The sequence below is a fragment of the Shewanella avicenniae genome (assembly GCF_017354945.1).
GTDB classification, from domain to species: Bacteria; Pseudomonadota; Gammaproteobacteria; order Enterobacterales; family Shewanellaceae; genus Shewanella; species Shewanella avicenniae.
Genome location: NZ_CP071503.1, coordinates 1,647,151 through 1,673,247 on the forward strand (window position 1 = coordinate 1,647,151; position 26,097 = coordinate 1,673,247).

The window sequence follows — 26,097 nt, forward strand, 5'->3', positions numbered from 1 at the left end:
GTCTAAAAATTTATTTCACTGCCAATTCAGCTTCTGCTTCGCGTACTTTGGCGGCAGGTTTGGCTGGTTTAGCGGAAAGGGTTTGACTGCCGAGTGGATCTTTAATGCCACAAATCAAATCACTGGCTTTTTCAGCAATCGCAATAGTTGGCGCGTTGGTGTTGCCGCTTGGAATGTGTGGCATCACTGAACTGTCGGCAACACGTAAGCCTTTAATGCCGTGAACGCGCAGCTCTGGGTCAACCACGGAAGTGGCTGGGTCTTGACCGATACGACAAGTGCCGACTGGGTGATACACGGTACGAGATACACGGCGGACATATTCTTCGATGGCGGCATCGTCATCAGCGGAACAAGTTGGGTTGAACACTTCCACTACGTGTTCTTTCAAGGCGGGTTGTTCAAAGAATTTCAGTGCCAGTTTGGTGGCGCGGATTTGGCCTTGAACGTCTTCCTCTTTTTCCAAATATGCGGCACGAATACGCGGTAAATCTTCTGGATTGGCGGAACGGATTTCCACTTCACCACGAGATTTTGGTTGTAGGTGACCGGTTTTAATGGTGATCCCGTGGGTACGACCTTTTTGGTTCAAATCTGGGTCATCCCAAGTATCAAGGATTGGCAGGAAGTGGAACTGCACATCGGGTTTGCCTGAGCCAGTGCTATCGATAAAGGCGAACGCTTCCAAAATAGGCGAGGTCAACACACCTGAGCGGCTAAATACCCATTCGATACCGTGTCCAAGCGCTTTCAAGCCTTTGTCTTCACCATACAGCGAGATAGGTTCTTTGATGGTGGCGTTAACTGACATGTGTAAGTGGTCGTGGAAGTTTTTGCCGACCGGCAGTTCCAGTTTTTGTTTTACGCCAGCACGTTTCAGTACATCTGCTGGGCCTACACCTGACAGTTGCAGCACTTTAGCTGAACCGATTGCACCGGCAGCCACAATCACTTCTTGGTTGGCGGTGGCGGTAACTTCTTTACCGTGCACTTTGTAGGTGACACCGGTAGCGCGGCCATTTTCGATTTCAACCCGAGACACTAAAGCGTTCAGTTCCAGCGTCAGGTTTTTATCATTACGTACTTGCTTTAAATAGGTACGGGCAGTTGAAGCACGTTCGCCGTTGTGGGTGGTAGTTTGATAGAAACCAACACCTTCCATGCGAGCGCCGTTGTGGTCGACAATGTATTCGTAACCGGCTTGTTGCCCTGCGCGAACGAAGGCATCACTCATTGGGTGACGATAGCGGTTTTCTGACACGAACAATTGGCCTTTGTTGCCGTGGTATTCGTTGGCCATCGCTTCGTTGTTTTCGGCTTTTTTGAAGTAGTGCAGCATGGTGTCGCCGTTCCAACCTGTCGCGCCGAAGTCTTTTTCCCATGCATCGTAGTCAGAACGTTGACCACGCACATACACCATGCCGTTGATGGATGAACCACCGCCTAAAACGCGGCCTTGCAGCACATCCATTGGACGGTTTAGCGTGTAAGGTTCTGGCTCAGCAACATATGGCCATGATTTTTTAGGGATCACTAGCGCCATACCGCCTGGGGCTTTAATGAAGAGGTTATTGTCGTTACCGCCAGCTTCCAGCAGCAGTACGGTACCTTTTTTACGGGTCAGCAAGTTATAAGCGATAACACATCCGGCAGAGCCGGCGCCGACGATGATGTAGTCATAAGCACAGGGCCGGAGCATACTTTGATTAGTTGCTAACCAAAGAACACTTTTTTACGGTAATCATCGCTCCACCCAGCTTGTTTTAGTTTGTTTCGCTGGCTCGGTGAGCCGCAATCACACTGCCGCAGCATATTCATTACGAAACGTCTGAACAGTGCAATGTTTTCGACTGCACCTTCTAGTGCTATCCGCGACTCATCTTCTTTAAATACAACATCTAGCACGTAATGTTGACTGTTCTCAATCCGCCAGTGCTGACGAATGTAGTGCCCAAGCAGTTTGTGGCGTGGGGACAGCGAACTCACATAGTAACTGGTATCTATCGTTGTGTTCCGCCCCTCTGTACGATGTCGCTCTACAGCAATGATACTCCTGATGGTTGGCCACTTTTGTGCAAGCTCCTCTGGCAATTTCGCCTTGAGCTGAAACACATATCGTTCTTCCTTGCGGCCATGAGCCTCTTGTCTAACTTCGGTGACAACTTGCTCTTTTTTAGCATCAAAAACAGTCTGAAATTGAGACTGAACAGCGTTCCAAAGCTTGGGCTGGTTCTTCTTGACTTGAACCACAACATGCGCCTTTTTCTCACTGATTTTTTCCAACGTTTCACGCTGACAATGCAAGGCATCTAGGGTAATCACTGCACCATTAAGATTTAGGACATCGAGCATCTGACGAACGACACTGATTTCACCCTTCTTGTTTTCTGTTGGCTGCTGGCTAAGGACCAGTCCGTTTTCAGTATCGTAGGCAGTGACCAGTTGCAACGCAGTCTTTGAATCATTGCGGTAAGCGCCTCTGAGCACTTTGCCATCGAAGGCAATGATGGGCTTGCCAGTATGTGTCCGCTGCTCATTTACCCAATTCAACAGCGCTTCAAGCAGCGACTCCACAACCACAGTGCGCAAGATACGAGCGATGGTGTGCCGCCGAGGAATGCCATGATTAAATGGGCGAAATTTTTGTAGCCAGGGAAGTTTACTATCACCATAGGTTTCAATGTCTTGCCAGCCTTCAGCACCCGACATAATAGCGCTTAAGACAAGGAACATGACGTCCACAAGGTTATGCCTTTGGTTGATGTCAGAGCGTGTTTCTTCAACAACCGTCAAGTGTTCAAGTAAGTTCATCAGGGCTACTACTTGCGAAATGGGCAGCTATTAGATCACAGCATGGTGCCACACTCAACACTAGCTACAAAAGTACGATCCCGCCCTGGTCATAAGCATTGTTAGTCATAGCGTCATTCCTTTGATATGCGCGAACGCGCAACTAATTAAGGTGTTTTGCCGATATCCATCGGTGTGCTGATATTTACCGTAATCAATAACCTGATTTATTCGTCTTTGTTCGGCGTGATAAAAGGAGGTTGTTTTCGGAGTTTGAATATTGGCATGTATTCCGATGTAATTATCTTATGCCTAAAAAGTGTGATCTGAAACACCTTTTTAAAGTGGTATTTAATTAGCGATTCTTTGCTGGTTTTTATCGATAATTTTATTCGCTAATATTGATGGATAATATCGATGCAAATTTTCGATTTTTTGCAAGTTGCACCATTTTTAACGGGGATAAAGCAGATATTTGTTAAAGTTGGTAACAAGTGTGTTAACGGTTGGAATAATTTTCTATTCAATTCAGCATATTTAATGCCAGCAAATAAAAATAATTTGAGAGAAAAACAGATTAGAGCAATCTGTTTATTAGATAAGCTGTTTAATGCGCTAAAATTGCATCAGTGTTTGCTTTTGTAATCTTGATGATTTTATAAAAATAGTTGCAATACAGTTGGTTAGTGTATTTTTTGTGTTTGTTTGGCATAGTGAGTGGTCAATGCTGCTTTATGAGTACCATTGAGGTGGATGCCGATAGAAGGTGATGAATCAAACAGTGAAACTTAAAAAGTCAGCTATTCGCCATTGAGTTTCAATAATCACGCTTTCGTATGCGCACCATAAGAAATCTCTAATAGTTGCAAAATTTAGTTGAATGATGGATAGGGCGGTTTCGCGTTTTTTGAGGGAGTAGTGATAGGTTTAATCTATTAATGAGCCTATGCTTTTTAATGTTAGATACGTGGTATTTGTTAATATTTATTGAGAATGATTAATCGTAGTTACCGTTTTATATTTAATTTCAATTTGTGAGATTTTAAATTTTAAAATATGAGATTAATTAGGGGGAGTGAGTATTTCTTTATGCGCTCACAGGGGATTTATTTTAATCCATAGTTTCTTGTTTATCTCGTTGCGCCAATTTACTCGAGTTCAGGTGGTTAAACGTGCAAATTACCCAAGTAGCAGCTAAGGACTTCGCTAAATGAAAGCACTCATCATCTTCACGTTATTTGGCTATTTAGTTGGCGCGAGTTTCATGGTGTCCGCCAGCGAAGGACGCCTTTTGTGCCAAGATCGTAAAACTGTTATCGAACCTGATATGCAGTTGCCTGAGGCAACGTTCAATAAGGATAATGCTGCCAAGGCGAAAATTGTGCTGGAATCGCTTGATCATCAAAGCTCAGATTTGGAAACCAGTTTTGCTATTGAGAATAGCCAAAAAATCCTCAAGGGTTTTGCATTGCGGCAACAAGCATTGGATTCATCAAGTGAATCAGCACGTAAGGCGTTCTGCGATTTTTGGATAGCAGAAGCCTTCTATCATGATTAAGTTAAGCATCCTCTGCCTTGCGTCTTTGACAGGTGTGTAATCTTAAAGCTGTACATTCACAGATGTTGAACTGTGCAGCGCCTCACGCAGATGAACAGCATTCAGCACTTTGAGAGAACCTCCAAAAGTAATACAATTATAAAATAATACTAATCAGTAGACAGGTTGAAGAATGACGATTGCAACAAACAGCCCGTTAGTCGAGCAGCGTGCCGACCCTTTTGTGTATAAGCACAGTGATGGTTACTACTACTTTACTGGGTCAGTACCGACTTACGACCGTATCGAACTTAGACGTTCAAAAACCTTAGCCGGTTTGAAAGACGCTGAAACCTTTGACGTATGGTTTAAGCACGATGCTGGCCCAATGAGCCGCCACGTGTGGGCGCCGGAAATCCATTATCTGGATGGCAAGTGGTATATCTACTTTGCCGCAAGCCAAGAAGATGACATCTGGGCACTGCGTCCGTATGTATTGGAATGCCAAGGCCAAGATCCATTAAACGATGAATGGGTTGAGCTGGGCATGATGCAAGCAGCCGATGGTGACAATAAATCCTTTATCGATTTCTCGCTGGATGCCACCATTTTTGAAAACCAAGGTAAGCGCTATTTCTGCTGGGCAGAAAAAACCGGTGGTCAGTTTGCCGCATCGAACCTGTATCTGGCAGAGATGGAATCGCCCATCAAACTGAAAACCGTACAGTTTATGTTGACCACGCCTGATTATGATTGGGAACGCGTGGACTTTTGGGTGAATGAAGGCCCGGCAGTGCTGAAGCATGATGGCAAAATCTTTATCACCTTCTCTGCCAGCGCCACCGGTGCCTGTTACTGCATGGGTTATATGGAAGCAGATGAAAATTCAGATCTGCTCGACCGTAACTCATGGCAGAAAACACGTCAGCCAGTACTTGGCACTGACTATGATAAGAAGATTTATGGCCCAGGCCATAACAGCTTCACTGTGGCAGAAGATGATGTGACGCCAATCTGTGTCTATCACGCCCGTGATTACGAAGCAGCGGTCGGCGACCCAGCAGTAGTCCCAAAAACTGATACGCGTCCGTTGGAAGAGATCAAAAAAGACCCGCTGTACGATCCAAACCGCCATGCGCGGGTATTGGAAGTGAAGTTTGATGCTGACGGCAAACCCGTATTCGAACTCTACTAATTAGCGCTGTTAAGTCTTGCCAAAGCCGACCCCATCATGGTCGGCTTTGTTTTTATTACAGATCTTCTAACTGTGTTTCTTCATCTGTGATTGCTGGAGTAGCTTTGCAAAGCCGCTCCCTTGAGGCAAACTCATAAATGCTGTTATCGGCCTATACTTCAAAGGACTGTGGTGAGGAAAACATTAGATGACTCAGGCGTTTTCATTAGATTTAGCCCGCAAAATGGCGGTTGGCGAAGACATTACTCAACTGCAATTTGATCAGTTATTGCAGCACATCAGCAATGATCCCTTGTTGAAACAGTTTGCCCCAGATGGCATCTGCCAAATTGACCCGCGTAACGGCAATCTGGTGGTGTACAACTCCTCTCGCGCCAAGCGGCCACAAACCCATACTCAAGCAACACACACTATTGAGGCGGCTAAACCTTGTCCTATCTGTGAGGGTGCTAGCGCTGATATTCTTGATATTGCCGAGCAGAGTGAGGGCTTCACCTTTATCAGTAAAAACCTTTATCCGATTTTTCACCCCATTGAGTATGTGCCGCAGGAGCTGCCGGATTATTTTCAGCATCAAGACCCATATCATCTGGGGCGTGCGTCTTACGGTTTTCACCTGCTGCAGTGGACATCCTCAATCCATGATCGCGATTGGTACAATATTCCGTTGAACGATGCCACTATCTGTTTGCAGCGGTTGGCGGCGGTGGAATCGACTCTGCTGCATCAACCGACCGACTTTATGGCGCAGTCGGGCAAGCAGGTGGAAGATCGCCAAGTCAGCGGTTATGTCTCCATCATTAAAAATTATGGTGCCAGTGCCGGCGCATCCTTGGTGCATGGCCACCAACAAATCGCCTACAGCAATATTTTGCCGCAGCACTTTTTTAATAATCTTTGTTTCCGTAAGCGCCATGAGCGCGCCTTTAGCCAATATATGATTGAGGAAAACCCGGCAGAGTTATTGGTGAAAGACTACGGCGCAGTGCAGCTGATGGTGCCGTATTTTATGAAACGGCCGCTTGATATGTTGCTGATTTTTAAAGAGAGCCATAAGCGCTATCTGCATCAACTTACTACCTATGAGTTAACCCAACTGGCGCAAGGCATACAGCAAGCGATTCGAGCGATTGTCGGGCTGATGACCCAAATGGGGATGACGCCTGCCTACAACATGATCATCAATAACGGCCCTGGCTGCGGCTTGTACGTGGAGTTTTTAACCAAAACACAGATGATGGGCGGCTATGAGCAGATTGGTTTGTATGTGTGCCAGGCCAATCCTTACCATAACGCTAATTCAATACGGCAATGGATTGCTGCGGAAGATAATGTGGAAAACCGTGCTGAAGAGGGTGCAGACGCAGGTGCAGAAGACGGTGCGGAAGATTGTGTGGAAACCGATACTCAAGCTCGCAATTGATTAATCTTATCGGTTGATACAACAAAAAAGCGCTGACATCTTGATTCGAGTATCAGCGCTTTTGTGTTTAGGCGATTATTACCTGTAAAGATTAGGGCTTACAGCAAGCCACGGCTTTTTAGCAGCGGTTTGATATCCGCATCTTTACCACGGAAGTCACGATACATCTGCATTGGGTCGCGGCTACCCCCTTGGGACAGTAGCTTGTAGCGGAAGGCGTCAGCGGTTTCTTGGTCAAAAATCCCTTTCTCTTTGAATGCTTCAAAGGCGTCAGCACCAAGAATATCGGCCCAAATGTAGGAGTAGTAACCGGCAGCATAGCCACTTGAGAATATATGGCCGAAGTAGGTGCTGCGGTAGCGGGGTGGGATCTCTTCAATCAAGCCCATCTTTTCCAGCGAGGCTTGTTCAAAGGCTGCCGCATCACGCAGTTTACTGTCGGTCAGGCTGTGCCAGTCCAAATCCAACTTAGTCGCCGCTAAATATTCAACGGTATTAAAGCCTTGGTTAAATTTACCTGCTGCCAATGCTTTTTCAATCAGGGCTTGTGGAATGACTTCGCCAGTTTCGATGTGGTGAGCAAAGTGCGCCAACACTTCAGGTTCGGTCATCCAGTTTTCATTCACTTGCGATGGAAACTCCACATAGTCGCGTGGCACATCAGTTCCTGCTTGTGAGGTGAAAGCAACGTTAGATAACAGATGATGTAGCGCGTGGCCAAATTCATGGAACACAGTGCTGGCTTCATCAAAGGTCAGCAAGGTCGGCTTGCCATCGATAGGCGCGGCGAGGTTGAGCACGTTGACCACAATCGGTGGAATACGTTTGCCATTTTGCATCTGCTGTTTGCGATAAGGGCTTGCCCATGCACCACTGCGTTTATTGTCACGCACATAGTAGTCGCCCATAAAGATCCCAAGCACGCTGCCGTCTTTGTCTTTTACTTCAAAAGTACGTACATCTGGGTGATATTTGGGCAAATCATTACGCTCAACAAAGGTCAAACCATACAGGCGGTTAGCCGTATAAAAGATGCCTTTGAGGGTATTGTCGAGCGAGAAATAAGGCTTGGTTTGTTGCTCGTCAAAGTCATATTTTTCGGCACGCACTTTATTGGCGTAGTAGTGCCAATCCCATGCGGCAAGTTTGAACGGCTTGTCGCTGGCATCTATTAGCGCTTGCATCTGCGCTCGTTCATCTTTGGCTTTTGCCAAGGCTGCAGGCCACAGCTTGTCGAGCAGAGCGTAAACGTTTTCAGGTTTTTGCGCTGTGCGTTCTTCCATCACAAAATCAGCGTGGCTGCGATAGCCAAGCAGTTGCGCTTTTTCGACTCTCAACGCGGCGATTTTAGCGAGGTTCTGCTTGTTATCGTGCGCATCATTGTGGTCGGCTTGGCTGGTGTAGGCATCGTACATCTGTTTACGCAGTTCGCGATTGTCGGCGTAGGTCATAAACGGGATGTAAGAGGGCTTTTGAATGGTGAACACCCATTTGCCATCTAAGCCTTTTTTAGTGGCGGTAGTGGCCGCTGCAGCAACAATATCGGCAGGCAAACCGGCCAAGTCTGCTTGATTGTCGACCACTAACTTAAAGGCGTTGGTGTCGGCCAGAATATTTTCACGAAAACTCAGGCTCAGTTGGCTAAGTTCAGTGTTAATTTCGCGCAGCTTAGCTTTGTCTTGCGCATTGAGGTTAGCGCCACCGCGACTAAAGCTCAGGTAAGTGTCTTTTAGCAGTCGTTGCTGTGCTTCATTCAATTTGAGCTGTTCACGTTGGTCATAGACTGCTTTCACCCGTTGGAACAGCTTGTCATTCAGATAGATATCATCACTTGCCGCTGACATCATCGGCGCAAGGGTTTTTGATAACGCTTGAATTGCAGGATTCGGATTGGCTGAACGCTGGCCGTAAAACACACTTGATACTTTACTCAGCAATGGCGCAGCGTTTTCCATCGCTAAAATCGTGTTGAAAAACGATGCAGGTGCGGGGTTTTCAATGATTGCATTGATATTGAGTCGACGCTCTTCCAAGGCGCGCTCAAATGCTGGCAGATAATCACTATCTTTAATCCGTGCAAAATCGGGGATCTCTTGATACGTCCCCCACGGATGGAAAAATGGATTAACTCGCACTAATCCTTGGCTTTCCATCGCTACGGTGGGTGACGGTTGCTGCGTGGTGCTGGCGTATATTTGGCTGCTGCCAAGTGCCATTAAAATGCTGGCGGCGAATAGGGTATAGCTAAATTTCATTCCATCCTCGTTATCGTTTTTCTGCGTTGATGCGCTATGGCTACCATAGATAACATGCGAGCCGACCATTTGCCGAATCTTGCCGCGGCTAAGTTGTAACAAGGTTTTTACTTTGCATTTTGTTGCTAAGGCTTATGGCAAGATAGGCGCAATTGTTCATTCGCCCAATCGTCAAATGAGTTTGTTATGGTTAAACAACTGCTACTTTCTACCCTTATCGCAACCAGCCTTAGCGCCACCTTGTTGCCCATTACGGCGTCGGCAAACACCACAAAATTGCAAGTCACGCCACTCGCACAGCGCACTGCAGACTACAGCGTGGCGCACTATGCCGAGGCGATGGAGCAAACGCTGGCACAACTGGTCAGCTTTAATACGGTGCGGGTAGATGGGCTGACGCCGGACAATAATCCTCAATTTGTTGGCTTTAAAGCGGCGGTTAAAGCCAAGGCTGAAGCATTGGGGTTCGATTATGCCGATCATGGTTATGTGCTGTTGGTGGGCTTTGGCGAAGACAAGGGCGGCGGCGCCCATAAGCTGGGCATTATTACCCACGGTGATGTGCAACCCGCCGATCCCAGCTTATGGCAGCAAAGCCCTTATTTGATGGATACCACCTCAGAGCCAGGCAAGCTAATTGGTCGCGGCACCGAAGATGATAAAGGCCCAATTGCAACGGCTTTGTATGCGATGAAAAGCATCAAAGACCAAGGCTTGCCACTCGCACGCCGTATCGAATTGATGATTTATATGGGCGAAGAGTCAGACTGGGAGCCGCTAAAAGCGTTTTTGAAAACCTATCAGCCGGGCGATATCAACGTTACCATTGACGCGGAATATCCAGTGGTCACGGCAGAAAAAGGCTGGAGTCAAATCAGCGCCACGATTCCCGCTATTCCTGCGCGTCCAGATGATGTAGCGCCGAACCGCTTAGTGCAATTCAGTGGCGGTTCTTTTGCCAGTCAAATTCCGCAGCAGGCCAGCGCGGTGATTGCTGAGCCGTCTGCTGCACTTATCGCTGCATTAAAAGCGGCCGCGGCAACGCAAGCGCAGCAAAGTAACATGCACTATCAATTTACCGTGGCCGATGGTCAGTTGTTGATTGCTGCCGATGGTAAATCGGCACACTCATCAACACCGGAAGATGGCATCAATGCGGTGAGTTATCTTGCGGATTTGTTATCGCAACAGCCGTGGCCAAAAACGCAAGCATCGATGACCTTAGCCTTTATCAATGAATTGGTCGGCACCGGTTTATACGCTGAAAAGTTTGGCGATATTGCTTATCAAGATGATTTTATGGGGCCAATGTCTCTGGCGGTTACCGTAGTAAAACAGCAAGCAGAAGGCACTAAGATTACCCTCAACCTGCGCCGTCCGGTTGGCAAAACGTCTGAAATGCTGACGGCGCAAACAGCTGCTGCATTAACTGCGTGGCAAAGCCAGCATCAACTGAGTTTGCTGGATAGCAGTAGCTATTGGGGTGAGCCGATGGTGATGCGTGACGCACCGCATCTGCAAACCTTGCTGAATGTCTTTTCGCACTTTACCGGGATTGAAAACGCAAAGCCGGTGGCAATTGGCGGCTCAACCAACAGTAAGTTGTTCCCCAATGCCCTCAGTTTCGGCCCCGCTATGCCGGGCGTGGAATATACCGGCCACAGTGAGCATGAATTTATCACCCGCGAACAGTTACAGCTTAATTTGAAAATGTACACCGCTGCGATGGTGGAACTGGCGGTTAAGCAATAGCCGCAAGCTTGGTTGCTGCGGGGCAATGCGGCCATTAACAGCGGTGAGTGAGCAATCATTCGCCGCTTTTTTGTGGTTTGGCCGTTCATCGAGCTAATTGCTGGACAGTGGCGCGTGGCTTAACAATAATGGGCGCACTCGATGCACGGCTTGTGACATTGAAGCAATTCAACACGATTAGAAGACCACATAACATTAGTGTGGCCTGCATATTTTTATGCAGCAGAAAGGACGTTGTTCAATGAAAAAATCACTTATCTCTGTTGCGCTCGCGGGGCTTTTAGCGCTGCCAGCCACGTTGGCATTGGCCGAATCTCAGCCTGAAAATTACAACCTACAACAGCAACGCGACAAGATTGTGCCGGTGCAGATGTCGGTAAACAGCGCATTTTTGAACGCAGAAGAGAAGCAAGTGGTCAACAAGCTGATCCAAGCGGCGCAGCTGATGAGCGAAATCTATCTACGCCAAGTGAATGAACATAACCCACAAATTCGCGCCGAGATTGCTGTATCTAACGCGCCGAATAAAGCGTTGCTGCTGAATATGTTTGATGAACATTTTGGCCCTTGGGATAGCTTGGCGGCAGGTTATCCTTTCTTTGGTGAACAACACAATGCGGCGGGTGCAGGCTTCTATCCGCAAGACATTTCCAAACAAGAATTCAACGACTGGATTGCCAAGCATCCGCAAGACAAAGCGGCATTTACTAGCCTTTATACTGTGATCCGTCGTGACGGCAACAAGCTGGTGGCCATTCCTTATTCAAAGTATTACGCCAAATGGTTAGAACCTGCGGCCAAACTGTTGGAAGACGCGGCACTGATCACCAGCAACCCAAGTCTGAAGAAATTCTTGGTGTTGCGGGCGCAAGCATTTCGCACTGACGAATATTTTGCGTCAGAAATCGCGTGGATGGATCTGAAAGATACGCCGATCGAAGTGGCCATTGGCCCTTACGAAAACTACACCGACGGCCTGTTTGGCTACAAAACTGCCTTTGAAGCCTTTGTAACCATTAAAGATCCTGCGGCATCAGCCAAGCTCGATCGCTTTAAAAAGTATCTGCGCGATATGGAAGCGAACTTGCCGGTGGCTGAGAGCTACAAAAACTTTAAACGTGGCTTTGAATCACCAATCGCGGTCGCAGATCAAATCCAAGGCGGCGGTGATAACGTGCCCGGCGTGCAAACCATCGCATTTAACTTGCCTAATGATGAGCAAGTGCGAGAAGCTAAAGGCGCGAAGAAAGTACTGCTAAACAACGTGATGGCGGCAAAATTTGAACGCATCATGAAGCCAATGGCAGCGCATATTCTGATCCCAGAACAAGCCAAGTTGCTGGATCAACAGTATTTTGGTTATGAAACCCTGTTCCATGAATTATCACATTCACTCGGCCCAGGCTCTATCGTGAAAAACGGTAAGCCTACGACCGTGGCCGCTGAACTGCAGGAGCTTTATTCGGGCATTGAAGAGGGTAAAGCCGATGTGATGGGTGCCCACAACATTCTGTTTTTGATGCAAAAAGGCGAGTTGCCAATGGCTGAGAAAAACAATCTGTTAGCAACCTACGCGGCAGGGCTATTCCGTTCAATGCGCTTTGGTGTGCACGAAGCTCATGGGATTGGTGCGGCGTTCCAGTACAGCTACTTCTTAGATAAAGGTGCGCTGGTGCATCAAAATGATGGCTTGTATCACATCGATTTTGCCAAGTTAGAGCAGGCGATTACCGACTTAGTACATGATGTGGTTGTGCTGCAAGGTGATGGCAACTACACCGCAGCAAAAGCGTTTTTAACTCAATATGGCCATATAGACGATGGTGTGCGTGCAGTTAACGCCAGCTTGAGCGATGTTCCGGTAGATATTCAGCCTATCTATCCAAATAAAATCTAAGCGCAGTTCGGGGCAACTGACAGATTTCGTTAGTCTAAACTTGCGTTATTCAGTTACAAAAAAGCAGCGATGCCGATGATTGCACGCTGCTTTTTTAATTTTTGTTGCTGATGAAGTTTGTTATCGAATCTTGTCGAAAGCGCTTACTAACGCGCGAGAATATCGATAATTTCCCGCGTTTTTTGATTCAATTTAAACAGCGTACCTTCGATATTTACTGTGATTAGCCCTTTATCATCCAGTGGCACGACAATGCGGCCTCGGTCGTACAGATCACGCTCAATAATGTCACCGCGATGATATTGCTTTTGCCAACCGGGCGGTAATGGTTTGCCCTTAGCCGCTTTTTTCTGCAGTCCGGGTGGCAGTTCACCATGATCATTTTTGGCGAATGACACGCTAGGTAACATCAATGTCGTTGCTACGCTAATTGCCGCGAGGATGTGTGAAATTCTTGTCGTCATCCATTAACTCCTAATTTATTGATTATATTCCATTCTTCAGCAGTCACTGGTTGTAAGCTGAGGCGGCTACCTTTTTGTATAAGGTACATCTGTGCCAGTGGCGGATGTTGCTTCATAAAACTCAGCGTCACCGGTTGGTAAAAGGTACTCTGCCATTGAATATCGACGGAGAACCAACGCGGTTGCGCTTCGGTGGATTTAGCGTCGAAATAGGGCGATTGCGGATCGGTTGCCGATGGATCTGGGTAGGCTGTTTTGGTTACCACTGCAGTACCTACAATCGCAGGTTGCTTGCAACTGGAATGATAAAACAATACCAAATCGCCCACTTGCAGTTCATCACGCAAGAAATTCCGTGCTTGGTAATTGCGGATCCCGAACCAGCAAGTGCCTTGCTCGCCCGCGAGTTGCAGATCACTGATTGAATAATCGTCCGGTTCAGATTTGAAAAGCCAATAACGCACGTGATGCCCTATCTAATGATGATTCTTGAAAAAGCTTACGGATTTTCAGCGTGGAAGGCCAATAAATGCGCCTAAGTGGCGCTGTAAGCATATTTTTGATAACAAATAATCAACAAATGAGCGGACTAGTATCACGCCATTTTTGTAATTATATTACAAATTGTGGTGTAATAATTTTTCTAAACATTGGGGAAAGTTCGCAACAACGAGGAACTGTGTGTTGAGTGATGAATTTTGTTTTATCAGATTGAATTACAAAATAAAAAAGGCTCCATAGGAGCCTTTTTCAATCAAGCGATTTGCTTAGCGACCACAGGTGTCGTTGGCAACGTTTACTTTCGCTACCAGATAGCCCGCTTGGTTGAAGTAGTTGTAAGTTACGCCTTTAGCCAGCGCTTCAGGTGCCAAGTTAGCACATGCGCTTGCGGTGGTGCTTTCAGTTAACTCTTTCTCTTTAACTTCAGTGGTGATGTAGTATTCAACACCTTTTGGCGTATACTGAGCACGAGTTAAAACACCTGTATCCAGCGTCATTGGCAGTTGCAGTGACTCAACACCACTTTGCAGTGAGTCTGCCATAGTGGCTGCTGAACCTAATGAGGCTAGGAGAGCTAAAGCTGCTACAGTTGATTTTTTCATGGTTTCTTCCCTCTGTAATGTTTTAATTTTTAATTCTGTTCGCGAACTGTTGTTTATTTGTCGCTTCTGAAACTTTATTACATATTATCCCTGTTTTTTGGTGATGTGGTATGACCAGTTGTTATATTAGACCTTTTTCTAGTATCAAATCTGTAAGTTTATGAAATTCAATTGATTAAATTTTATACTTCGTTCGATTGCTGTGTGATTTGTTTCGCGTTTTAGTCGGTAAAGCGGCGTTTAGTCACTCAACCTGGGTTTGGAATTAAATTACAAGTTGGCATTGAGGTTAGATTTGATGCTGTGATGGCAGCCGTTAGCGCTGATGTGAAAGTGTTGAGCAGTCTCTTAGCATCGCGTCTGGGTAATCGCGCGCCATTAATAAAAAGAGCCTCATCGAAACGATAGGCTCTTTTTATCTACTGCCGCGTCATTAGCGGCGGTTAAGCGCGTGCTTCACCATTGACGATAGTTTTACCGATTGGGGTGAGCGTCAGTAATGCCAGCTTCAGGTGTTGGATACCAAATGGGATGCCGATAATGCTAATAAAGCAACCAAAGGCATGCACCAGGTGGCCGATGGCTAACCAAATCCCAAACAGTAAGAACCAGATGATATTGCCGATCATCCCCAGGGCGCCAGTGCCGATATCTTCACGTCCATAGAATTGATCGCGGCTGACGTGATCTTGGCCGAAGGGCCAAAACGCGAGTTCGCCAATGACAAAGCAGGCGCGCCCGAACGGAATGCCGATGATGCTAATGAAGCAGATAATGCCGGCCAACCACCAGGCGAGCCCCATCACGAACCCACCCAACAAAAACCATGCGATGTTAAAAATAAGTCGAAGTAGAGACATCGTATTTCCTTAATTGTTATTGCTTATTATCGACTTTGCGATATCTGTGCCAAATGTTGAGTTCGTTATAACACATTGTTTTTAAATGTATATCGCTTTCTGGCTGATTAATTTCAGGAGCAGCAGTAGTGCTTTTCACTAAATTATGATGGTTTCGCTAATTGGCGCTGGTTAGAATTTGCCAAGGTTAATGTGTGAGTTCACCCATGAAGTTAGCAAATTCACCCGTTGAACAGATTCATGTGGCGGGGCATGACGTCTTTATCAAACGTGATGATTTATTACACCCACAGTTTTCGGGCAATAAGGCGCGCAAGTTTCTCTACTTTTATGAGCAAGACTTCCCCACAGTAAAAAAAGTGCTCGGTTATGGCTCAGCGCAAGCGAACTCGCTCTATTCCATGGCGGCCTTGTGTCAGCTCAAAGGCTGGCAGCTAGAATTTTATGTCGATCATCTGCCGCAGCTGCTGTTGGCGAATCCCTCTGGCAACTACGCTGCCGCATTAGCGCTAGGGGCTAAGGTGTTGCCTGCGCCCGTGAGCGGTGGCGAGCAAATCGCTAGTTACCTGCAGCAATTGGCCGCCAATGACCCTGAATGCCTTTTTATAGAAGAGGGCGGCCGCATGGCCGAAGCTGAATATGGCGTGGCAAAGCTCGCCGAAGAGATTGCGGATTGGTACCAAGCTGAGCAACTGAGCCAACTCGCACTATTTCTGCCGTCAGGAACAGGCACAACCGCCTTATTTCTCGCGAAATATTTCAAACAGCATGAATTGGCTATCGAGGTGTTTACCTGCCCCGTGGTGGGCGATGCAGCCTATTTGCAACAGCAGTTTGACCAGCTTTGCGCTAATCGGCAGTGGCATCCGACCATAGTCGCCCCCGCCAAAAAATATCATTTCGGTAAGTGTTACCGCGATTTTTTAACCCTATGGCGCCTGCTCAATCAAACAGGAGTGACTTTTGAGTTACTCTACGATCCGTTGGGGTGGATGACATTGCTGCAAACTGCGCCTACGCTTGCCATGCCCTTGATGTATCTGCATCAAGGAGGGCTACTTGGCAATAGCAGCATGTTGCCACGCTATCAGCGCAAATATCCGCAGTTGTTTAGCGATTAAGCGTTAGGCGGGAATAAAGCCGTTCTTGCTAAATACCTTATGGGTTCGTTTCGCAATTTTGGCTAAACGATTCAGATCCGCGAGCGTCGGTATCAAGCTAGAATCTGCATATTTCCAATAGCTCAGCTCGCTATCGAGCATCTCCAGCATTTTTTTCGGACAGCCAACACACTTCCCACCACAGAGGTTGGCTTCGCTGATCTGCAACGGAATTTGCCGCTCAATTTCCGCGATAAGCAACTGCATTGCTTGTTGAACGTTAGGCTTGGTCAAGATGATAACTGGTTACGCGATATCTGAACTCGATGACGAGCACTATAGAGCAGATGTCGCTAATGCGAAACTATCATCTCTTTGTGAGAGGGACGGATATTATCAACGTTAAATTGGTGGATTATTGATGTTGGATTGGATGTGGGCTGGATTACCTATTTGGTCAGGCGAGCCCCTCTAGGGGATGTCGACCTGGACCAAACTAGGATGCAAGATTGGCGCTGAAATCGTCAATTTGCTGTAGGGATTCGGTACGAGAGTAAGAGGTTAGTGAGATGTACCGATAAGACGATGTAGTGTTACTTGCTTGCGCTGACCAGCCACTTCATAAAATTCAGAGCTTCAGTACGTTGAGAGAAAGTTTGTAACTTTTTGCCTTTTTTGTCAGTAAAGGCGATTGAGTTTTTATTGATTGAGATTGAATCTACAGGGAAGTTCACTGTAATTTCATGTCCGTCTACTTTGTATGACATAGGCCACACTCCTTTTTGTTGTTCTAGCGTCTACACGACGCACTTGATTTAACTATAAGATATCCTTAGTTTTTCATGCTAAAGAAATTAATGTGAATCAGAAGCTAACATAACCGATTTCACTAAGCAAGCATAATTTGTGGGTAAGCTGTGTAAAAGCTGTACGCAAAACTAGGTTTATCGAAGCATAGATAACCATAGCTTTATGACAATGATATTAAAGGTTTTTGGCGTAATTGCTTCAGTAACCTCTAAGGTAAAATCTGTCAGTACAGCAGTTGGCCAAATGGATTCAGTAGCTTGCCTAACCCTTTAGTAAAGTGCAGCGGTGCATCTACCAAGGTGAAACATAAACAGCCTTGCTCGCTAAAAGGCGCATGCTCATGATTGGCATCACGCTCGATAAAATCGCCTTTCACAAAGTGGCCTGTTTCATCGCTAAACTCGCCATCGAGTAACAAGGTCAGCTCATAACCTTTATGGGTGTGTTGCGGCACACCACCGCCAGCGTCGATGTGAAGTAAACTGGCGCGACCAGCGGTATCTTCCAGTTGGTAACGCATGCGGCTAATCTTGCCTACCGAAGTCCATGATGCATCGGTCAACGGTTGCAACGCGGTGGGTAATGGATAGGTATTGCCCTTTACGCAGATAAAATGGGGTTTACTGCTTACCGTTTCAACCTCATCAAGCTCAGTAATTTGCTGACAGATGTCAGCAAATGCCAATTCACTGCCAATATCTAACTCAACAGTTGTGATGCTGTCATCGTCCAACAGCGTGCTGGCGAGTTCAGCTTCAGCCTGAATCAGTGCTTGTTGGCAGCTAGAGCACATAGAGCAATGCACAGATACGGCAATCGCCAAGCCAACAGGTAATTCACCTGCCGCATGATGTTTAATCAATTCTGGGCGGGGGTGATGGTTAATCATCGTATTGCTCCATACAGCTGCGCAGCTTTTCTAATCCGAGACGTAATCTTGATTTCACAGTTCCCACCGGTACTTTGAGTTCTTCCGCCAGTTGCTGATGGGTTAACTCGCGTAGATAAATGCCTTGCACTACCTGACGTTGTTTAGGGGGCAGTTTTTCCAAATGACTGAGTAACAGGCTCTGTTGTTCGCGGGTCACCGCGTGATCTGCTTCTGCAGGCGCGACATCAACCAATGGCCAAATGTTGTCGCCTAAACAGTCTTCACGGTTGTGTTGCACCTTGCGCAGCATGTCAAAACATTGGTTGCGCATCACGGTAAAAATCCAGGTGATGGCGTTACCTTTTTCTGCATCAAACAGATGGGCTTTGGTCCATACCAAGGTCATGGTTTCTTGCAGCAGATCTTTAGCCAGCCCTTGAGATCCAAGCCGCTGCTGGCCAAAACTCATGATTTTGCCGGCGACATGGTGAAAAATCTGCTGGAATGCCGCCTTGTCGCGTTCCGCAGCCACCTGCAACAACAGCGTGTTAAGCCATTGATGAGGAGTTTGATTTTCACTCGATGTGCGCTGATTCATGGCATTACTAAGTTGAACTGTCATCCGCTTATCTTAGTCCTTTTACCATTGGTTACGCGAGTTCTGTCCATGTCCACTGTTGCTCTGTAGCGCCAAGACATTGTGACTTAGCAATACATTAAGCTAATGCTGTTACTTTTATTCACTGAGGCCAATACGAAAGCCGCTGCCAAAAGGATCACTCGATGAGTTGTTGCAGCAGGTCAAGCGTCATCTGATGATCTGCCTGCATCATTAATTGGTGTTTTGCCGCCAAGTCAATCGGCAGAATTTCTAACCAGCGTTGACAGACCCAAGTGATATCTTTATAGAAATCATCGCTGTATTTGGCCTTCGGTTGATGTTGCTCGAGTATCGTCTGAAGCTGACGTGCAATATGTTGCTCTTCCTCGGAGAGCGGCGATGCTGGCCAAGCGGTTTGCAGGGTAATCTCACCACGTTTTAGGCCATCTTCCTCAACAACGAAGCGGTCTAATTGAAATCTGTCTGTGCCTTCGATGGTGATCCCCAAAAGGCCATCGGGCAACTGTTCAAAGTCGATAATGCGCGCCAAACAGCCACTGCCCGGAATAATTTGTTGCTCGTGTTGATACAAACACAAACCAAATCCGTATAGATTGTTGCTGGCCTCGCTGACAAGCCGTTTGTAGCGTTGTTCAAAGATACGTAATTCAGTGCGTCCGCCCGGCATCAAGCAAATGGGCAATGGAAACAGCGGGATGGATGTAAGCTTCATATGCACACTCAGTAAACCTTGTGGCAATGATTACGTACTAAGCCATCGTTGAGATCACTGCCGTTTAGGCTGTGACACATCAAGGTCATGCAAGTAAGATAGATTATTAGAAAGTTCTCACGGTGTTAGGAGTTACGATGAAACTGAATCGCTTCGAACGTATGGTGGTTAAACACCCTGTGCGCCATTGGTTGCAGCGCACAGTAGAGCAACCACTGCTATTAAAACTGTTTGATAACAATATTCCTGCCATCGATAAGGCATTAGAGATTGGTTGCGGCTTTGGTCAAGGGATACAACTGTTGCGTAGCGGCTTTGGCGCGGCGTCAGTCGTAGCGGTTGATTTAGACGAAGAGATGCTGGCATTTAGCGCTGCACGTTATCCAGATTCACCGTGGTTAACGCTGATGCAAGCAGATGCAACTCGGCTGCCGTTTGATGATCAACAGTTTGATTTAGTCTGCGATTTTGCGGTGTTTCACCACGTGCCAGATTGGCAAACTGCCGTGGACGAGGTGTTTCGAGTGCTGAAACCGGGCGGCGCTTTTGTCATCGAAGAGCTGTATCGTGCCGCGATTTGTAACCCAATCAGTAAGCGACTGTTTGAGCATCCGCAAACCAATCGCTTTAATCACAGTGAAATGCATCAATGCCTAAAATTGGCGGGATTTTCCATTCGTAAGGCGCATCACTTGCCGGGGCTTGCCGGTCTTACCTTAGCGATAAAACCGGCCAATAGTGTTATTGATTAAGCTCTATTAGCACTACTTCTATTTCGGGGATTGATCGACCCAAATAATCCCATTTGGGTCGACACCAAGCGCTACGGCTTTGGCCACGAGCTGCTGCTTAATCTCATCACTGATTTGCGGTGTCCGCGCCAATATCCACATGTAATCGCTGTTTGGCCCCATCACCAAACTCACTTGATAAGGTTCATCTTGTTGTGGCGGATTAGGGATAATCTCGTGGATTTGGTAAGCGCCATAAAACGGCCAAAAAAAGGTCACGCGCAAACGGCCAGTGTTGTCTCCATCGGTAAAATAAGCTGTGCCATTGGCCGATTCCCATTTGTCTGATGCGGTGTCAAAACCTCGATTAATGACCTTAATGCTGTCGTCCTCACGGCTGTACTCGGCAGTAACATGGGTCATACCGCGTTCAAAAGAGTGGTCTAAGCGCGCGATTTCATACCATTTTCCTAAATATTGTGGCGGCGAAAAGGGCGATACTACCGCCACTTTTTTATCAAGACTGGTGCAGCCAGTAAGTACGCTCAACATCAATATCAACAGTATGCTGAATTTTTTCATTTTTATTCCCTTTAAAATCTGCATTTTTGTTACGACAAACAGCGATACGAATCAGCGAAAAAAACTGATCAATCGTAATAAATTCGGTCAGTTAGTAATAAATTTGCATTCCCTCAATATGTAAACAAAGCTTTCACACTATAATGGTATCTAATTAGTCCCTCCAAAGTAGTAAAAAAGGCTCTGACACGTTATGGCAAATTTATTGGAATCAGTTGATTTACGTACGCAATTAGTGGGCGAAAACCGTCTAGAGCTACTGCTGTTTCGTATTAACTCGACTCAACTCTATGCCATCAACGTTTTTAAGGTAAAAGAGGTGGTGAAAGTGCCTCATTTATCTGCCATGCCTGGGCGCCATCCCTGTATTTGTGGGGTTGCCAATATTCGTGGCACCTCAATTCCGGTGATTAATTTGCGTGGCGCAATTGGCTTCAGCCCAATGCAAGCAGATGAGCATAGCAACCTGATCATCACCGAGTATAACCGTTCAGTGCAGGGCTTTTTGGTGGGCAAAGTCGAGCATATCGTTAACATGACCTGGCAAGATATTCTGCCGCCGCCTAAAAATGCTGGCCGTAACCATTATTTGACCGCAATTACCCGCCTAGAAGTGCAAGGGCAAACTACCTTGGTATCCATTATCGACGTGGAAAAAGTTCTGGCAGAAATTATCGATTATGACATTGAGCTTTCTGATGATGTGCTTGACCAAAAGCTGGTGAAAGAGATGCCAGGCCGAAAGGTGTTGATCGCTGATGACTCACCCACCGCGCGCCGCCAAGTGAAAGATACATTGGGGCAACTTGGCATTGAAGTGATTGAAACCACCGATGGTGCCGAGGCGTTAGCGAAGCTCAAAGCCGTGGCTGACAGTGGTAGAAAAGTCACTGACGAATATTTGATGTTGATTACTGACGCCGAAATGCCGTCAATGGATGGCTATCGTCTAACCTACGAAATCCGTAACGATGCGCGCATGTCCGACCTATTTATCACCCTGAACACATCGCTCAGTGGCAGCTTTAACCATGCAATGGTGGAGAAGGTGGGCTGCGATAAATTTATCTCGAAATTCCAACCCGATCTGCTGGTTGAAGCGGTGCAAGAGCGTTTACGTCAAATCGTCGATTAACTCTTGGATAACGGCGCGTTTTACCTTGTCAGATGACACGATATGGATTCTGGCAAGGCGAACCGCATGACCAAATCGCACTTTGCCCACCACGGCAACTAGCCCACTCAAAAAATCTTTATCTAACGCCAAATTGCGACAATAGTGCTCAATCGCTGCAAATACTGAGTTGTATTGCACGCCATCAAATTCAAAGCGGGTATCGTTGATGGTGACGTCCAGTGTTACGCCGTCTACGCTCAGTTGCCAACCGGCAAAGTTGATGCGGTCACGGGCAACCTCATACATAAACCAAGCGCTTTGTTGGAAACTCTGCAACGTCCGACAAGTAAAATCGGCTTCCTCTAACTCCTCTTTGGTCCAATTCAGGCCAATGGCGAGGTGCTTAGCATAGCGTTTCATCAAGGCATCTTTTACTGCAACGCGGCATTCAGCGTAGGAGGTCAGTAGCTGCTTTTTGGCGAGCTGTAAGCATTCTTTACAGCAGGGGATAGTGATGGTGCGGTAGTTCGCATGGCGATAGGGATAGTCCAGTAGCTGATTGCAGGGTTCGCCACAAAACCAACAGATATGGCGAAACTCAAACGGAATATCAATCAGCGCACCGGACATTAGAATTGCGCGAAATTACTCAGCTTCTACGTCAGCTAAGGTTTTGGCAAATTCGATTGGCTCGAGTTCTTCGCAGTTTTCTTCACCTTGCCAATCGATACCGATGGTCACGCCATCTTCGTTCAGATCTTCTACCCAGTATTCAAGGAACTCGTCGATGCTGATTGGGCTTGGCGTAAACTCTTGCCATTCGCCGTTACACTGGGCTTGGGCCATCTCTTGGGTTGACCACAGTGGCATCACATCAGTGTCTTCATACATGGTGGAGTCACACACAACCCAGCCATCACCAGACTCATCTTGCAACGCCCATAATGTTTGCGTTTCTTCAATGTTTTTCAAGAAGCCGCTCAGCGCAGCAGATTGTTCACTCATGGTTTAGATTCCTTAATAGCTAATTGCGGTCATTATACGTTAAGCGGCCAGCTGACCAAGAAATAGTTGGTGAGAATTTCCATCTGCTCAAAAAAACACTGTTTGTTGAGCGAAAATCGAATTTGCGCTTAAAAAAATGCTGCTCAATGTTAGGATGAAGCCAAGATGACACTGAACTATGACAGGAGGCTGTCGGTGTTAAAAAAGATTTCTTGGGTAGTGGCCTTGTTGGCCAGTCCAGTATTGGCTGCATCAGGTGCAACTGACGTTGAACATGAGATCCAGCGAGTACAAAGCGATTTTCCGCAGTGTTTGCGCACGTTTGCTGAGCAAGCCAAAGCGCAAGGGGTGAATGACCAAACCCTGAAAACCCATCTGCAAAATTTGCAGGTAGTTACTCGGGTGATTGAGCTCGATCGTCGTCAGCCTGAATTTACCTCAACCTTTGCTGGCTACTTTGATCAACGGATCACCGACTGGCGGGTGAATAAAGGCCGCGAACTATTGGCACAACACCGTACCTTGTTAAATCAGCTCACCAAGCAATACGGCATCCCCGCACAATATCTATTGGCATTTTGGGGCATGGAAACCAACTACGGCGGCTATAAAGGCAAAATGCCGGTATTGGACTCTTTGGCTACCTTAGCCTGCGATCATCGCCGCAGTGAGTTTTTCACCAAAGAATTGATCACCGCACTGCAACTGAGCCAAAAATATGGATTCTCTGCCGAGCAGATGCAAGGTTCGTGGGCGGGAGCCATGGGCCACACCCAATTTATGCCGAGTGCCTATGCCAGTTATGCAGTTGATGCTGATGGCGATGGCAAAGCTGATCTGTGGAATAGTACCGAAGATGCATTAGCCTCTGCGGCAAACTTTCTGCAGCATCTAGGCTGGCAGCGTAATCTGCGTTGGGGCAGGGAAGTGAAACTGCCCAAAGGGTTTGATTTCAATCTGATTGGCGAGTCCAAACCTTTGGCTGACTGGCAACAGCTGGGCTTAACTGAAGCCAATGGTAAAACCTTACCGGTAGCGGATGTCAGTGCGACCTTGGTCTTGCCAGCAGGCCACCAAGGCCCCGCATTTATTGGGTATGACAACTTTGAAGTGATCAAACGTTGGAACCGTTCTGATTTCTACGCTATCAGTGTGGGGCATTTGGCGGATCGCATCATCGGTGCAGGTAAGTTGGCGGTTGCGCCACCACAGCAACAACGCCGCAGTCGTGATGAGATTAAACTGCTTCAGCAGAAACTCAATGAACTCGGGTTTGATGCTGGCAAACCGGACGGCATTTTGGGCAGCAACTCGCGCAAAAGCTTACGCGCATTTCAAGCGAGTAAAGGCCTCATTCCAGATGGCTTCCCGGATGACGCGACCTTCAATGCACTCGGCATTTTGGGTTCTTGATAATCAAAATGATTGAGGGAAGGTAAGAATACGCCTCCATCGGCTCTGGATTTGTAAGCAATTGTGGTTGTTAGGCATTATCAGCGGATATTCCCGCTAATGAAAACGAATCAGCTTACAAATCCCCGCTGGGCTTGGTATACAGTGTCATCTGCGGCGTTGCAGTTTTTGCGAAGGAATCATCATTCGCGGCAAACCGCGCCTTGCATCTAAAACTGTTTACCTGTGCAGAGCACGCATGGCACGTATTCCCACCTTCCCTAGTTAGCGGGCTTTGGGGTAAAGTTGCTTTATTGTTAACACCTTAGGAAAGCCCGTTAATGTCTCGTCTGGATGAAATCAATCACGCTCAGAAACAACGCCTCGCTTTTATCGACTTCTGCCTGCAGTATTTTGGGCAGATTAGCCGCCAAGATCTGATCACGAAATTTGCCACTGGCCTTGCTGCCGCCACTCGCGATCTCGCTTTGTACCGTGAACTGGCACCAGACAACCTGAAGCTGGTGCATCCGACACGCCACTATCAACGTCAACCGCAGTTTAAAGCGCTATTTGAGCATGACCCGCAGGCAATTTTGACTGGGCTTGCCCGTGGCTTTGGTGATGGTTTATCGCAGCCGTTGGTGCCAAGTCGTGTTTGTATTGATGCGCAGCAGTTGATTCATCCCAAACCCGATGTCATTGCCGCGGTGATGCGCGCCATTCAGCAAGGCGTGGCGTTGCAGGTGAGTTATGTGTCGACCTCATCTGGCGAAAGCGTGCGTGAAATTGTGCCCCATAGCTTGATTAACAACGGCCAACGTTGGCACGTGCGCGCCTACGACCGTACCCATAAACTGTTTACCGATTTTGTGGTCACGCGGATTAAACAAGTGCGTAACGAACTCGCCACGGTGGCGGTGCATGAGCAACCCGCGGCTGATAGCGCGTGGTTAACGCCGTTAGAGTTGGTGTTAATTCCCCATCCGAGCTTACGCCATCCTGAAGCAATTGCACTTGATTATGGCATGCAGCAGGGTGAGTTGAAGCTGCATTCAAACGCAGCGCTGGCGGCTTATTTGCTGCGCAGTTGGAGCGTGGATTGCTCGGCTGAGCATAAAATTAGCTCCGGCGTATGCCAATTAGCGCTGAAAAATACTGAGATACTGACCAAGCTGGAACACTTGTCGATTGTGCCCGGCGCAAATAGCTAATTAAATTGGCAGCGTTCAGCGGCTTTTGTTAAGCTGCGGCCACTTTAACGAATCGCGGTGTTTGAGGAAGCGTCATGACAATCGCAAAAGATAAAATTGTGCAATTAAATTACACCCTGCGTGATGAGCAAGGTGAAGTGCTAGAAAGCAACGAAGGTCAAACCCCAATCGCCTATCTGCATGGCCACAACAATATGATGGTCGGCATTGAAAAAGCGCTGGAAGGCAAGGCCGAAGGTGATAGCTTTACTGTGACTCTGCCTGCGGCAGAAACCTATGGCGAACGTTCGGCAGATGCTGAGCAACGTGTTTCTGTTAAACATCTGCAAGGCGCTAAAGTCTGGAAGCCAGGCATGATGGCGGTGGTGAATACTGATCAAGGCCAACGCCAAGTGACAGTATTGAAAGTGGGTAAATTTATGGCCACTGTTGATACCAACCATCCACTCGCAGGGCGTGAGTTGACGTTCGATCTCACCGTTGCCGGTGTGCGTGATGCCACAGCAGAAGAGTTATCACATGGTCACGCTCATGGCGATGGTGGTCATCACCATTAAGCCGTGTTGACTAAGCCATATTGAGCTTTAGTCAATCGTTGCGTTTAAAGCCCGTCAATACGGGCTTTTTTGATGATTTTGTTGATATCTTTGTTGCTAACCGCTTAA

27 protein-coding genes are annotated in these 26,097 nt (G+C 47.2%); 12 read left to right on the forward strand and 15 right to left on the reverse strand.

Annotation, left to right across the window (positions count from 1 at the left end; genetic code table 11):
- Positions 1-10: 10 nt before the first annotated feature.
- Positions 11-1,699 (reverse strand): GMC family oxidoreductase, encoded by a 1,689-nt coding sequence (locus JYB87_RS07235; RefSeq protein WP_207356200.1) that lies wholly within the window; start codon positions 1,697-1,699, stop codon positions 11-13.
- Between the two features lie 14 nt (positions 1,700-1,713).
- The gene (locus JYB87_RS07240; protein WP_207355058.1) at positions 1,714-2,811 is read right to left on the reverse strand and encodes an ISAs1 family transposase; all 1,098 of its coding nucleotides are present in this window, start codon (positions 2,809-2,811) and stop codon (positions 1,714-1,716) included.
- 396 nt (positions 2,812-3,207) lie between these two features.
- On the opposite strand from JYB87_RS07240, the gene JYB87_RS07245 reads away from it, so the two are divergent.
- The 4 genes from JYB87_RS07245 (at position 3,208) to JYB87_RS07260 (ending at position 6,945) form a co-directional block, all read left to right on the forward strand.
- Positions 3,208-3,435 carry a hypothetical protein gene (locus JYB87_RS07245; RefSeq protein WP_207356201.1) on the forward strand — a complete coding sequence of 76 codons (228 nt, stop codon included), beginning with the start codon at positions 3,208-3,210 and terminating at the stop codon, positions 3,433-3,435.
- A 565-nt stretch (positions 3,436-4,000) separates the two neighbouring features.
- The gene (locus tag JYB87_RS07250) at positions 4,001-4,348 is read left to right on the forward strand and encodes a hypothetical protein (protein ID WP_207356202.1); all 348 of its coding nucleotides are present in this window, start codon (positions 4,001-4,003) and stop codon (positions 4,346-4,348) included.
- Positions 4,349-4,520: 172 nt separating this feature from the next.
- Entirely contained in the window at positions 4,521-5,522 is a 1,002-nt protein-coding gene (locus tag JYB87_RS07255; protein ID WP_207356203.1) for a family 43 glycosylhydrolase, read from the forward strand.
- 187 nt (positions 5,523-5,709) lie between these two features.
- Positions 5,710-6,945 carry an HIT family protein gene (locus tag JYB87_RS07260; protein WP_207356204.1) on the forward strand — a complete coding sequence of 412 codons (1,236 nt, stop codon included), beginning with the start codon at positions 5,710-5,712 and terminating at the stop codon, positions 6,943-6,945.
- Between the two features lie 98 nt (positions 6,946-7,043).
- On the opposite strand, the gene JYB87_RS07265 is transcribed toward JYB87_RS07260, so the two are convergent.
- Entirely contained in the window at positions 7,044-9,200 is a 2,157-nt protein-coding gene (locus JYB87_RS07265; RefSeq protein WP_207356205.1) for a M3 family metallopeptidase, read from the reverse strand.
- Between the two features lie 186 nt (positions 9,201-9,386).
- Here JYB87_RS07265 and JYB87_RS07270 point away from each other — a divergent pair, with 186 nt between their 5' ends.
- Both JYB87_RS07270 and JYB87_RS07275 read left to right on the forward strand, forming a co-directional pair.
- Entirely contained in the window at positions 9,387-10,952 is a 1,566-nt protein-coding gene (locus JYB87_RS07270) for a dipeptidase (protein WP_207356206.1), read from the forward strand.
- Between the two features lie 241 nt (positions 10,953-11,193).
- Complete coding sequence (locus JYB87_RS07275) at positions 11,194-12,849, forward strand: dipeptidyl-peptidase 3 family protein (protein ID WP_207356207.1); 1,656 nt, start codon at positions 11,194-11,196, stop codon at positions 12,847-12,849.
- Between the two features lie 146 nt (positions 12,850-12,995).
- On the opposite strand, the gene JYB87_RS07280 is transcribed toward JYB87_RS07275, so the two are convergent.
- From JYB87_RS07280 to JYB87_RS07295, 4 genes are all read right to left on the reverse strand, one after another.
- Positions 12,996-13,313 (reverse strand): hypothetical protein, encoded by a 318-nt coding sequence (locus JYB87_RS07280; protein WP_207356208.1) that lies wholly within the window; start codon positions 13,311-13,313, stop codon positions 12,996-12,998.
- Positions 13,310-13,777: an EVE domain-containing protein gene (locus JYB87_RS07285; protein ID WP_207356209.1), complete on the reverse strand. Its 468-nt coding sequence runs from the start codon at positions 13,775-13,777 to the stop codon at positions 13,310-13,312. Before JYB87_RS07285 ends, JYB87_RS07280 begins: the two co-directional genes overlap by 4 nt.
- A gap of 303 nt (positions 13,778-14,080) precedes the next feature.
- Entirely contained in the window at positions 14,081-14,416 is a 336-nt protein-coding gene (locus tag JYB87_RS07290; RefSeq protein WP_207356210.1) for a hypothetical protein, read from the reverse strand.
- A gap of 443 nt (positions 14,417-14,859) precedes the next feature.
- Positions 14,860-15,276, reverse strand: coding sequence for a YccF domain-containing protein (locus tag JYB87_RS07295; RefSeq protein ID WP_207356211.1), 417 nt, complete (start codon positions 15,274-15,276; stop codon positions 14,860-14,862).
- A gap of 206 nt (positions 15,277-15,482) precedes the next feature.
- On the opposite strand from JYB87_RS07295, the gene JYB87_RS07300 reads away from it, so the two are divergent.
- Positions 15,483-16,397 carry a pyridoxal-phosphate dependent enzyme gene (locus JYB87_RS07300; RefSeq protein WP_207356212.1) on the forward strand — a complete coding sequence of 305 codons (915 nt, stop codon included), beginning with the start codon at positions 15,483-15,485 and terminating at the stop codon, positions 16,395-16,397.
- A gap of 3 nt (positions 16,398-16,400) precedes the next feature.
- Here the strand turns inward: JYB87_RS07300 and JYB87_RS07305 are convergent, their stop codons facing one another.
- From JYB87_RS07305 to JYB87_RS07325, 5 genes are all read right to left on the reverse strand, one after another.
- A complete protein-coding gene (locus tag JYB87_RS07305; protein ID WP_207356213.1) occupies positions 16,401-16,670 on the reverse strand; it encodes a hypothetical protein in 270 nt (89 codons plus the stop codon).
- 299 nt (positions 16,671-16,969) lie between these two features.
- Positions 16,970-17,143: a hypothetical protein gene (locus JYB87_RS07310; protein ID WP_207356214.1), complete on the reverse strand. Its 174-nt coding sequence runs from the start codon at positions 17,141-17,143 to the stop codon at positions 16,970-16,972.
- Positions 17,144-17,409: 266 nt separating this feature from the next.
- Positions 17,410-18,075 (reverse strand): ChrR family anti-sigma-E factor, encoded by a 666-nt coding sequence (locus tag JYB87_RS07315; protein WP_207356215.1) that lies wholly within the window; start codon positions 18,073-18,075, stop codon positions 17,410-17,412.
- Complete coding sequence (locus JYB87_RS07320; RefSeq protein ID WP_324032641.1) at positions 18,068-18,655, reverse strand: sigma-70 family RNA polymerase sigma factor; 588 nt, start codon at positions 18,653-18,655, stop codon at positions 18,068-18,070. The genes JYB87_RS07315 and JYB87_RS07320 overlap by 8 nt, the downstream gene beginning before the upstream one ends.
- A gap of 178 nt (positions 18,656-18,833) precedes the next feature.
- Positions 18,834-19,391, reverse strand: coding sequence for an LON peptidase substrate-binding domain-containing protein (locus tag JYB87_RS07325; protein WP_207356217.1), 558 nt, complete (start codon positions 19,389-19,391; stop codon positions 18,834-18,836).
- A 137-nt stretch (positions 19,392-19,528) separates the two neighbouring features.
- Between JYB87_RS07325 and JYB87_RS07330 the strand changes: the two genes are divergently transcribed.
- Positions 19,529-20,143 (forward strand): class I SAM-dependent methyltransferase, encoded by a 615-nt coding sequence (locus JYB87_RS07330; RefSeq protein ID WP_207356218.1) that lies wholly within the window; start codon positions 19,529-19,531, stop codon positions 20,141-20,143.
- Between the two features lie 18 nt (positions 20,144-20,161).
- Here JYB87_RS07330 and JYB87_RS07335 read toward each other — a convergent pair whose 3' ends face one another.
- The gene (locus tag JYB87_RS07335) at positions 20,162-20,704 is read right to left on the reverse strand and encodes a lipocalin family protein (protein ID WP_207356219.1); all 543 of its coding nucleotides are present in this window, start codon (positions 20,702-20,704) and stop codon (positions 20,162-20,164) included.
- 193 nt (positions 20,705-20,897) lie between these two features.
- Between JYB87_RS07335 and JYB87_RS07340 the strand changes: the two genes are divergently transcribed.
- The gene (locus JYB87_RS07340) at positions 20,898-21,839 is read left to right on the forward strand and encodes a chemotaxis protein CheV (RefSeq protein WP_207356220.1); all 942 of its coding nucleotides are present in this window, start codon (positions 20,898-20,900) and stop codon (positions 21,837-21,839) included.
- Here the strand turns inward: JYB87_RS07340 and JYB87_RS07345 are convergent.
- On the reverse strand, positions 21,819-22,451 hold the full coding sequence (locus JYB87_RS07345; protein WP_207356221.1) for a hypothetical protein: 633 nt from the start codon (positions 22,449-22,451) through the stop codon (positions 21,819-21,821). The genes JYB87_RS07340 and JYB87_RS07345 overlap by 21 nt on opposite strands.
- A gap of 15 nt (positions 22,452-22,466) precedes the next feature.
- The gene (locus JYB87_RS07350; RefSeq protein WP_207356222.1) at positions 22,467-22,826 is read right to left on the reverse strand and encodes a DUF2750 domain-containing protein; all 360 of its coding nucleotides are present in this window, start codon (positions 22,824-22,826) and stop codon (positions 22,467-22,469) included.
- Positions 22,827-23,021: 195 nt separating this feature from the next.
- On the opposite strand from JYB87_RS07350, the gene JYB87_RS07355 reads away from it, so the two are divergent.
- The 3 genes from JYB87_RS07355 (at position 23,022) to JYB87_RS07365 (ending at position 25,989) form a co-directional block, all read left to right on the forward strand.
- The gene (locus JYB87_RS07355; RefSeq protein WP_407695833.1) at positions 23,022-24,239 is read left to right on the forward strand and encodes a lytic murein transglycosylase; all 1,218 of its coding nucleotides are present in this window, start codon (positions 23,022-23,024) and stop codon (positions 24,237-24,239) included.
- 320 nt (positions 24,240-24,559) lie between these two features.
- Positions 24,560-25,432: a WYL domain-containing protein gene (locus JYB87_RS07360; RefSeq protein WP_207356224.1), complete on the forward strand. Its 873-nt coding sequence runs from the start codon at positions 24,560-24,562 to the stop codon at positions 25,430-25,432.
- Between the two features lie 74 nt (positions 25,433-25,506).
- Positions 25,507-25,989 (forward strand): FKBP-type peptidyl-prolyl cis-trans isomerase, encoded by a 483-nt coding sequence (locus tag JYB87_RS07365; protein WP_207356225.1) that lies wholly within the window; start codon positions 25,507-25,509, stop codon positions 25,987-25,989.
- Positions 25,990-26,097 lie beyond the last annotated feature (108 nt).

What these genes read in the sequence shown, in the direction of transcription:
- JYB87_RS07235 (WP_207356200.1), bottom strand. Translation starts at nt 1,699, where the DNA reads ATGCTCCGGCCCTGTGCTTATGACTACATCATCGTCGGCGCCGGCTCT.
- JYB87_RS07240 (WP_207355058.1), bottom strand. Translation starts at nt 2,811, where the DNA reads ATGAACTTACTTGAACACTTGACGGTTGTTGAAGAAACACGCTCTGAC.
- JYB87_RS07245 (WP_207356201.1), top strand. Translation starts at nt 3,208, where the DNA reads ATGCAAATTTTCGATTTTTTGCAAGTTGCACCATTTTTAACGGGGATA.
- JYB87_RS07250 (WP_207356202.1), top strand. Translation starts at nt 4,001, where the DNA reads ATGAAAGCACTCATCATCTTCACGTTATTTGGCTATTTAGTTGGCGCG.
- JYB87_RS07255 (WP_207356203.1), top strand. Translation starts at nt 4,521, where the DNA reads ATGACGATTGCAACAAACAGCCCGTTAGTCGAGCAGCGTGCCGACCCT.
- JYB87_RS07260 (WP_207356204.1), top strand. Translation starts at nt 5,710, where the DNA reads ATGACTCAGGCGTTTTCATTAGATTTAGCCCGCAAAATGGCGGTTGGC.
- JYB87_RS07265 (WP_207356205.1), bottom strand. Translation starts at nt 9,200, where the DNA reads ATGAAATTTAGCTATACCCTATTCGCCGCCAGCATTTTAATGGCACTT.
- JYB87_RS07270 (WP_207356206.1), top strand. Translation starts at nt 9,387, where the DNA reads ATGGTTAAACAACTGCTACTTTCTACCCTTATCGCAACCAGCCTTAGC.
- JYB87_RS07275 (WP_207356207.1), top strand. Translation starts at nt 11,194, where the DNA reads ATGAAAAAATCACTTATCTCTGTTGCGCTCGCGGGGCTTTTAGCGCTG.
- JYB87_RS07280 (WP_207356208.1), bottom strand. Translation starts at nt 13,313, where the DNA reads ATGACGACAAGAATTTCACACATCCTCGCGGCAATTAGCGTAGCAACG.
- JYB87_RS07290 (WP_207356210.1), bottom strand. Translation starts at nt 14,416, where the DNA reads ATGAAAAAATCAACTGTAGCAGCTTTAGCTCTCCTAGCCTCATTAGGT.
- JYB87_RS07295 (WP_207356211.1), bottom strand. Translation starts at nt 15,276, where the DNA reads ATGTCTCTACTTCGACTTATTTTTAACATCGCATGGTTTTTGTTGGGT.
- JYB87_RS07300 (WP_207356212.1), top strand. Translation starts at nt 15,483, where the DNA reads ATGAAGTTAGCAAATTCACCCGTTGAACAGATTCATGTGGCGGGGCAT.
- JYB87_RS07310 (WP_207356214.1), bottom strand. Translation starts at nt 17,143, where the DNA reads ATGTCATACAAAGTAGACGGACATGAAATTACAGTGAACTTCCCTGTA.
- JYB87_RS07315 (WP_207356215.1), bottom strand. Translation starts at nt 18,075, where the DNA reads ATGATTAACCATCACCCCCGCCCAGAATTGATTAAACATCATGCGGCA.
- JYB87_RS07320 (WP_324032641.1), bottom strand. Translation starts at nt 18,655, where the DNA reads ATGAATCAGCGCACATCGAGTGAAAATCAAACTCCTCATCAATGGCTT.
- JYB87_RS07325 (WP_207356217.1), bottom strand. Translation starts at nt 19,391, where the DNA reads ATGAAGCTTACATCCATCCCGCTGTTTCCATTGCCCATTTGCTTGATG.
- JYB87_RS07330 (WP_207356218.1), top strand. Translation starts at nt 19,529, where the DNA reads ATGAAACTGAATCGCTTCGAACGTATGGTGGTTAAACACCCTGTGCGC.
- JYB87_RS07335 (WP_207356219.1), bottom strand. Translation starts at nt 20,704, where the DNA reads ATGAAAAAATTCAGCATACTGTTGATATTGATGTTGAGCGTACTTACT.
- JYB87_RS07340 (WP_207356220.1), top strand. Translation starts at nt 20,898, where the DNA reads ATGGCAAATTTATTGGAATCAGTTGATTTACGTACGCAATTAGTGGGC.
- JYB87_RS07345 (WP_207356221.1), bottom strand. Translation starts at nt 22,451, where the DNA reads ATGTCCGGTGCGCTGATTGATATTCCGTTTGAGTTTCGCCATATCTGT.
- JYB87_RS07350 (WP_207356222.1), bottom strand. Translation starts at nt 22,826, where the DNA reads ATGAGTGAACAATCTGCTGCGCTGAGCGGCTTCTTGAAAAACATTGAA.
- JYB87_RS07360 (WP_207356224.1), top strand. Translation starts at nt 24,560, where the DNA reads ATGTCTCGTCTGGATGAAATCAATCACGCTCAGAAACAACGCCTCGCT.
- JYB87_RS07365 (WP_207356225.1), top strand. Translation starts at nt 25,507, where the DNA reads ATGACAATCGCAAAAGATAAAATTGTGCAATTAAATTACACCCTGCGT.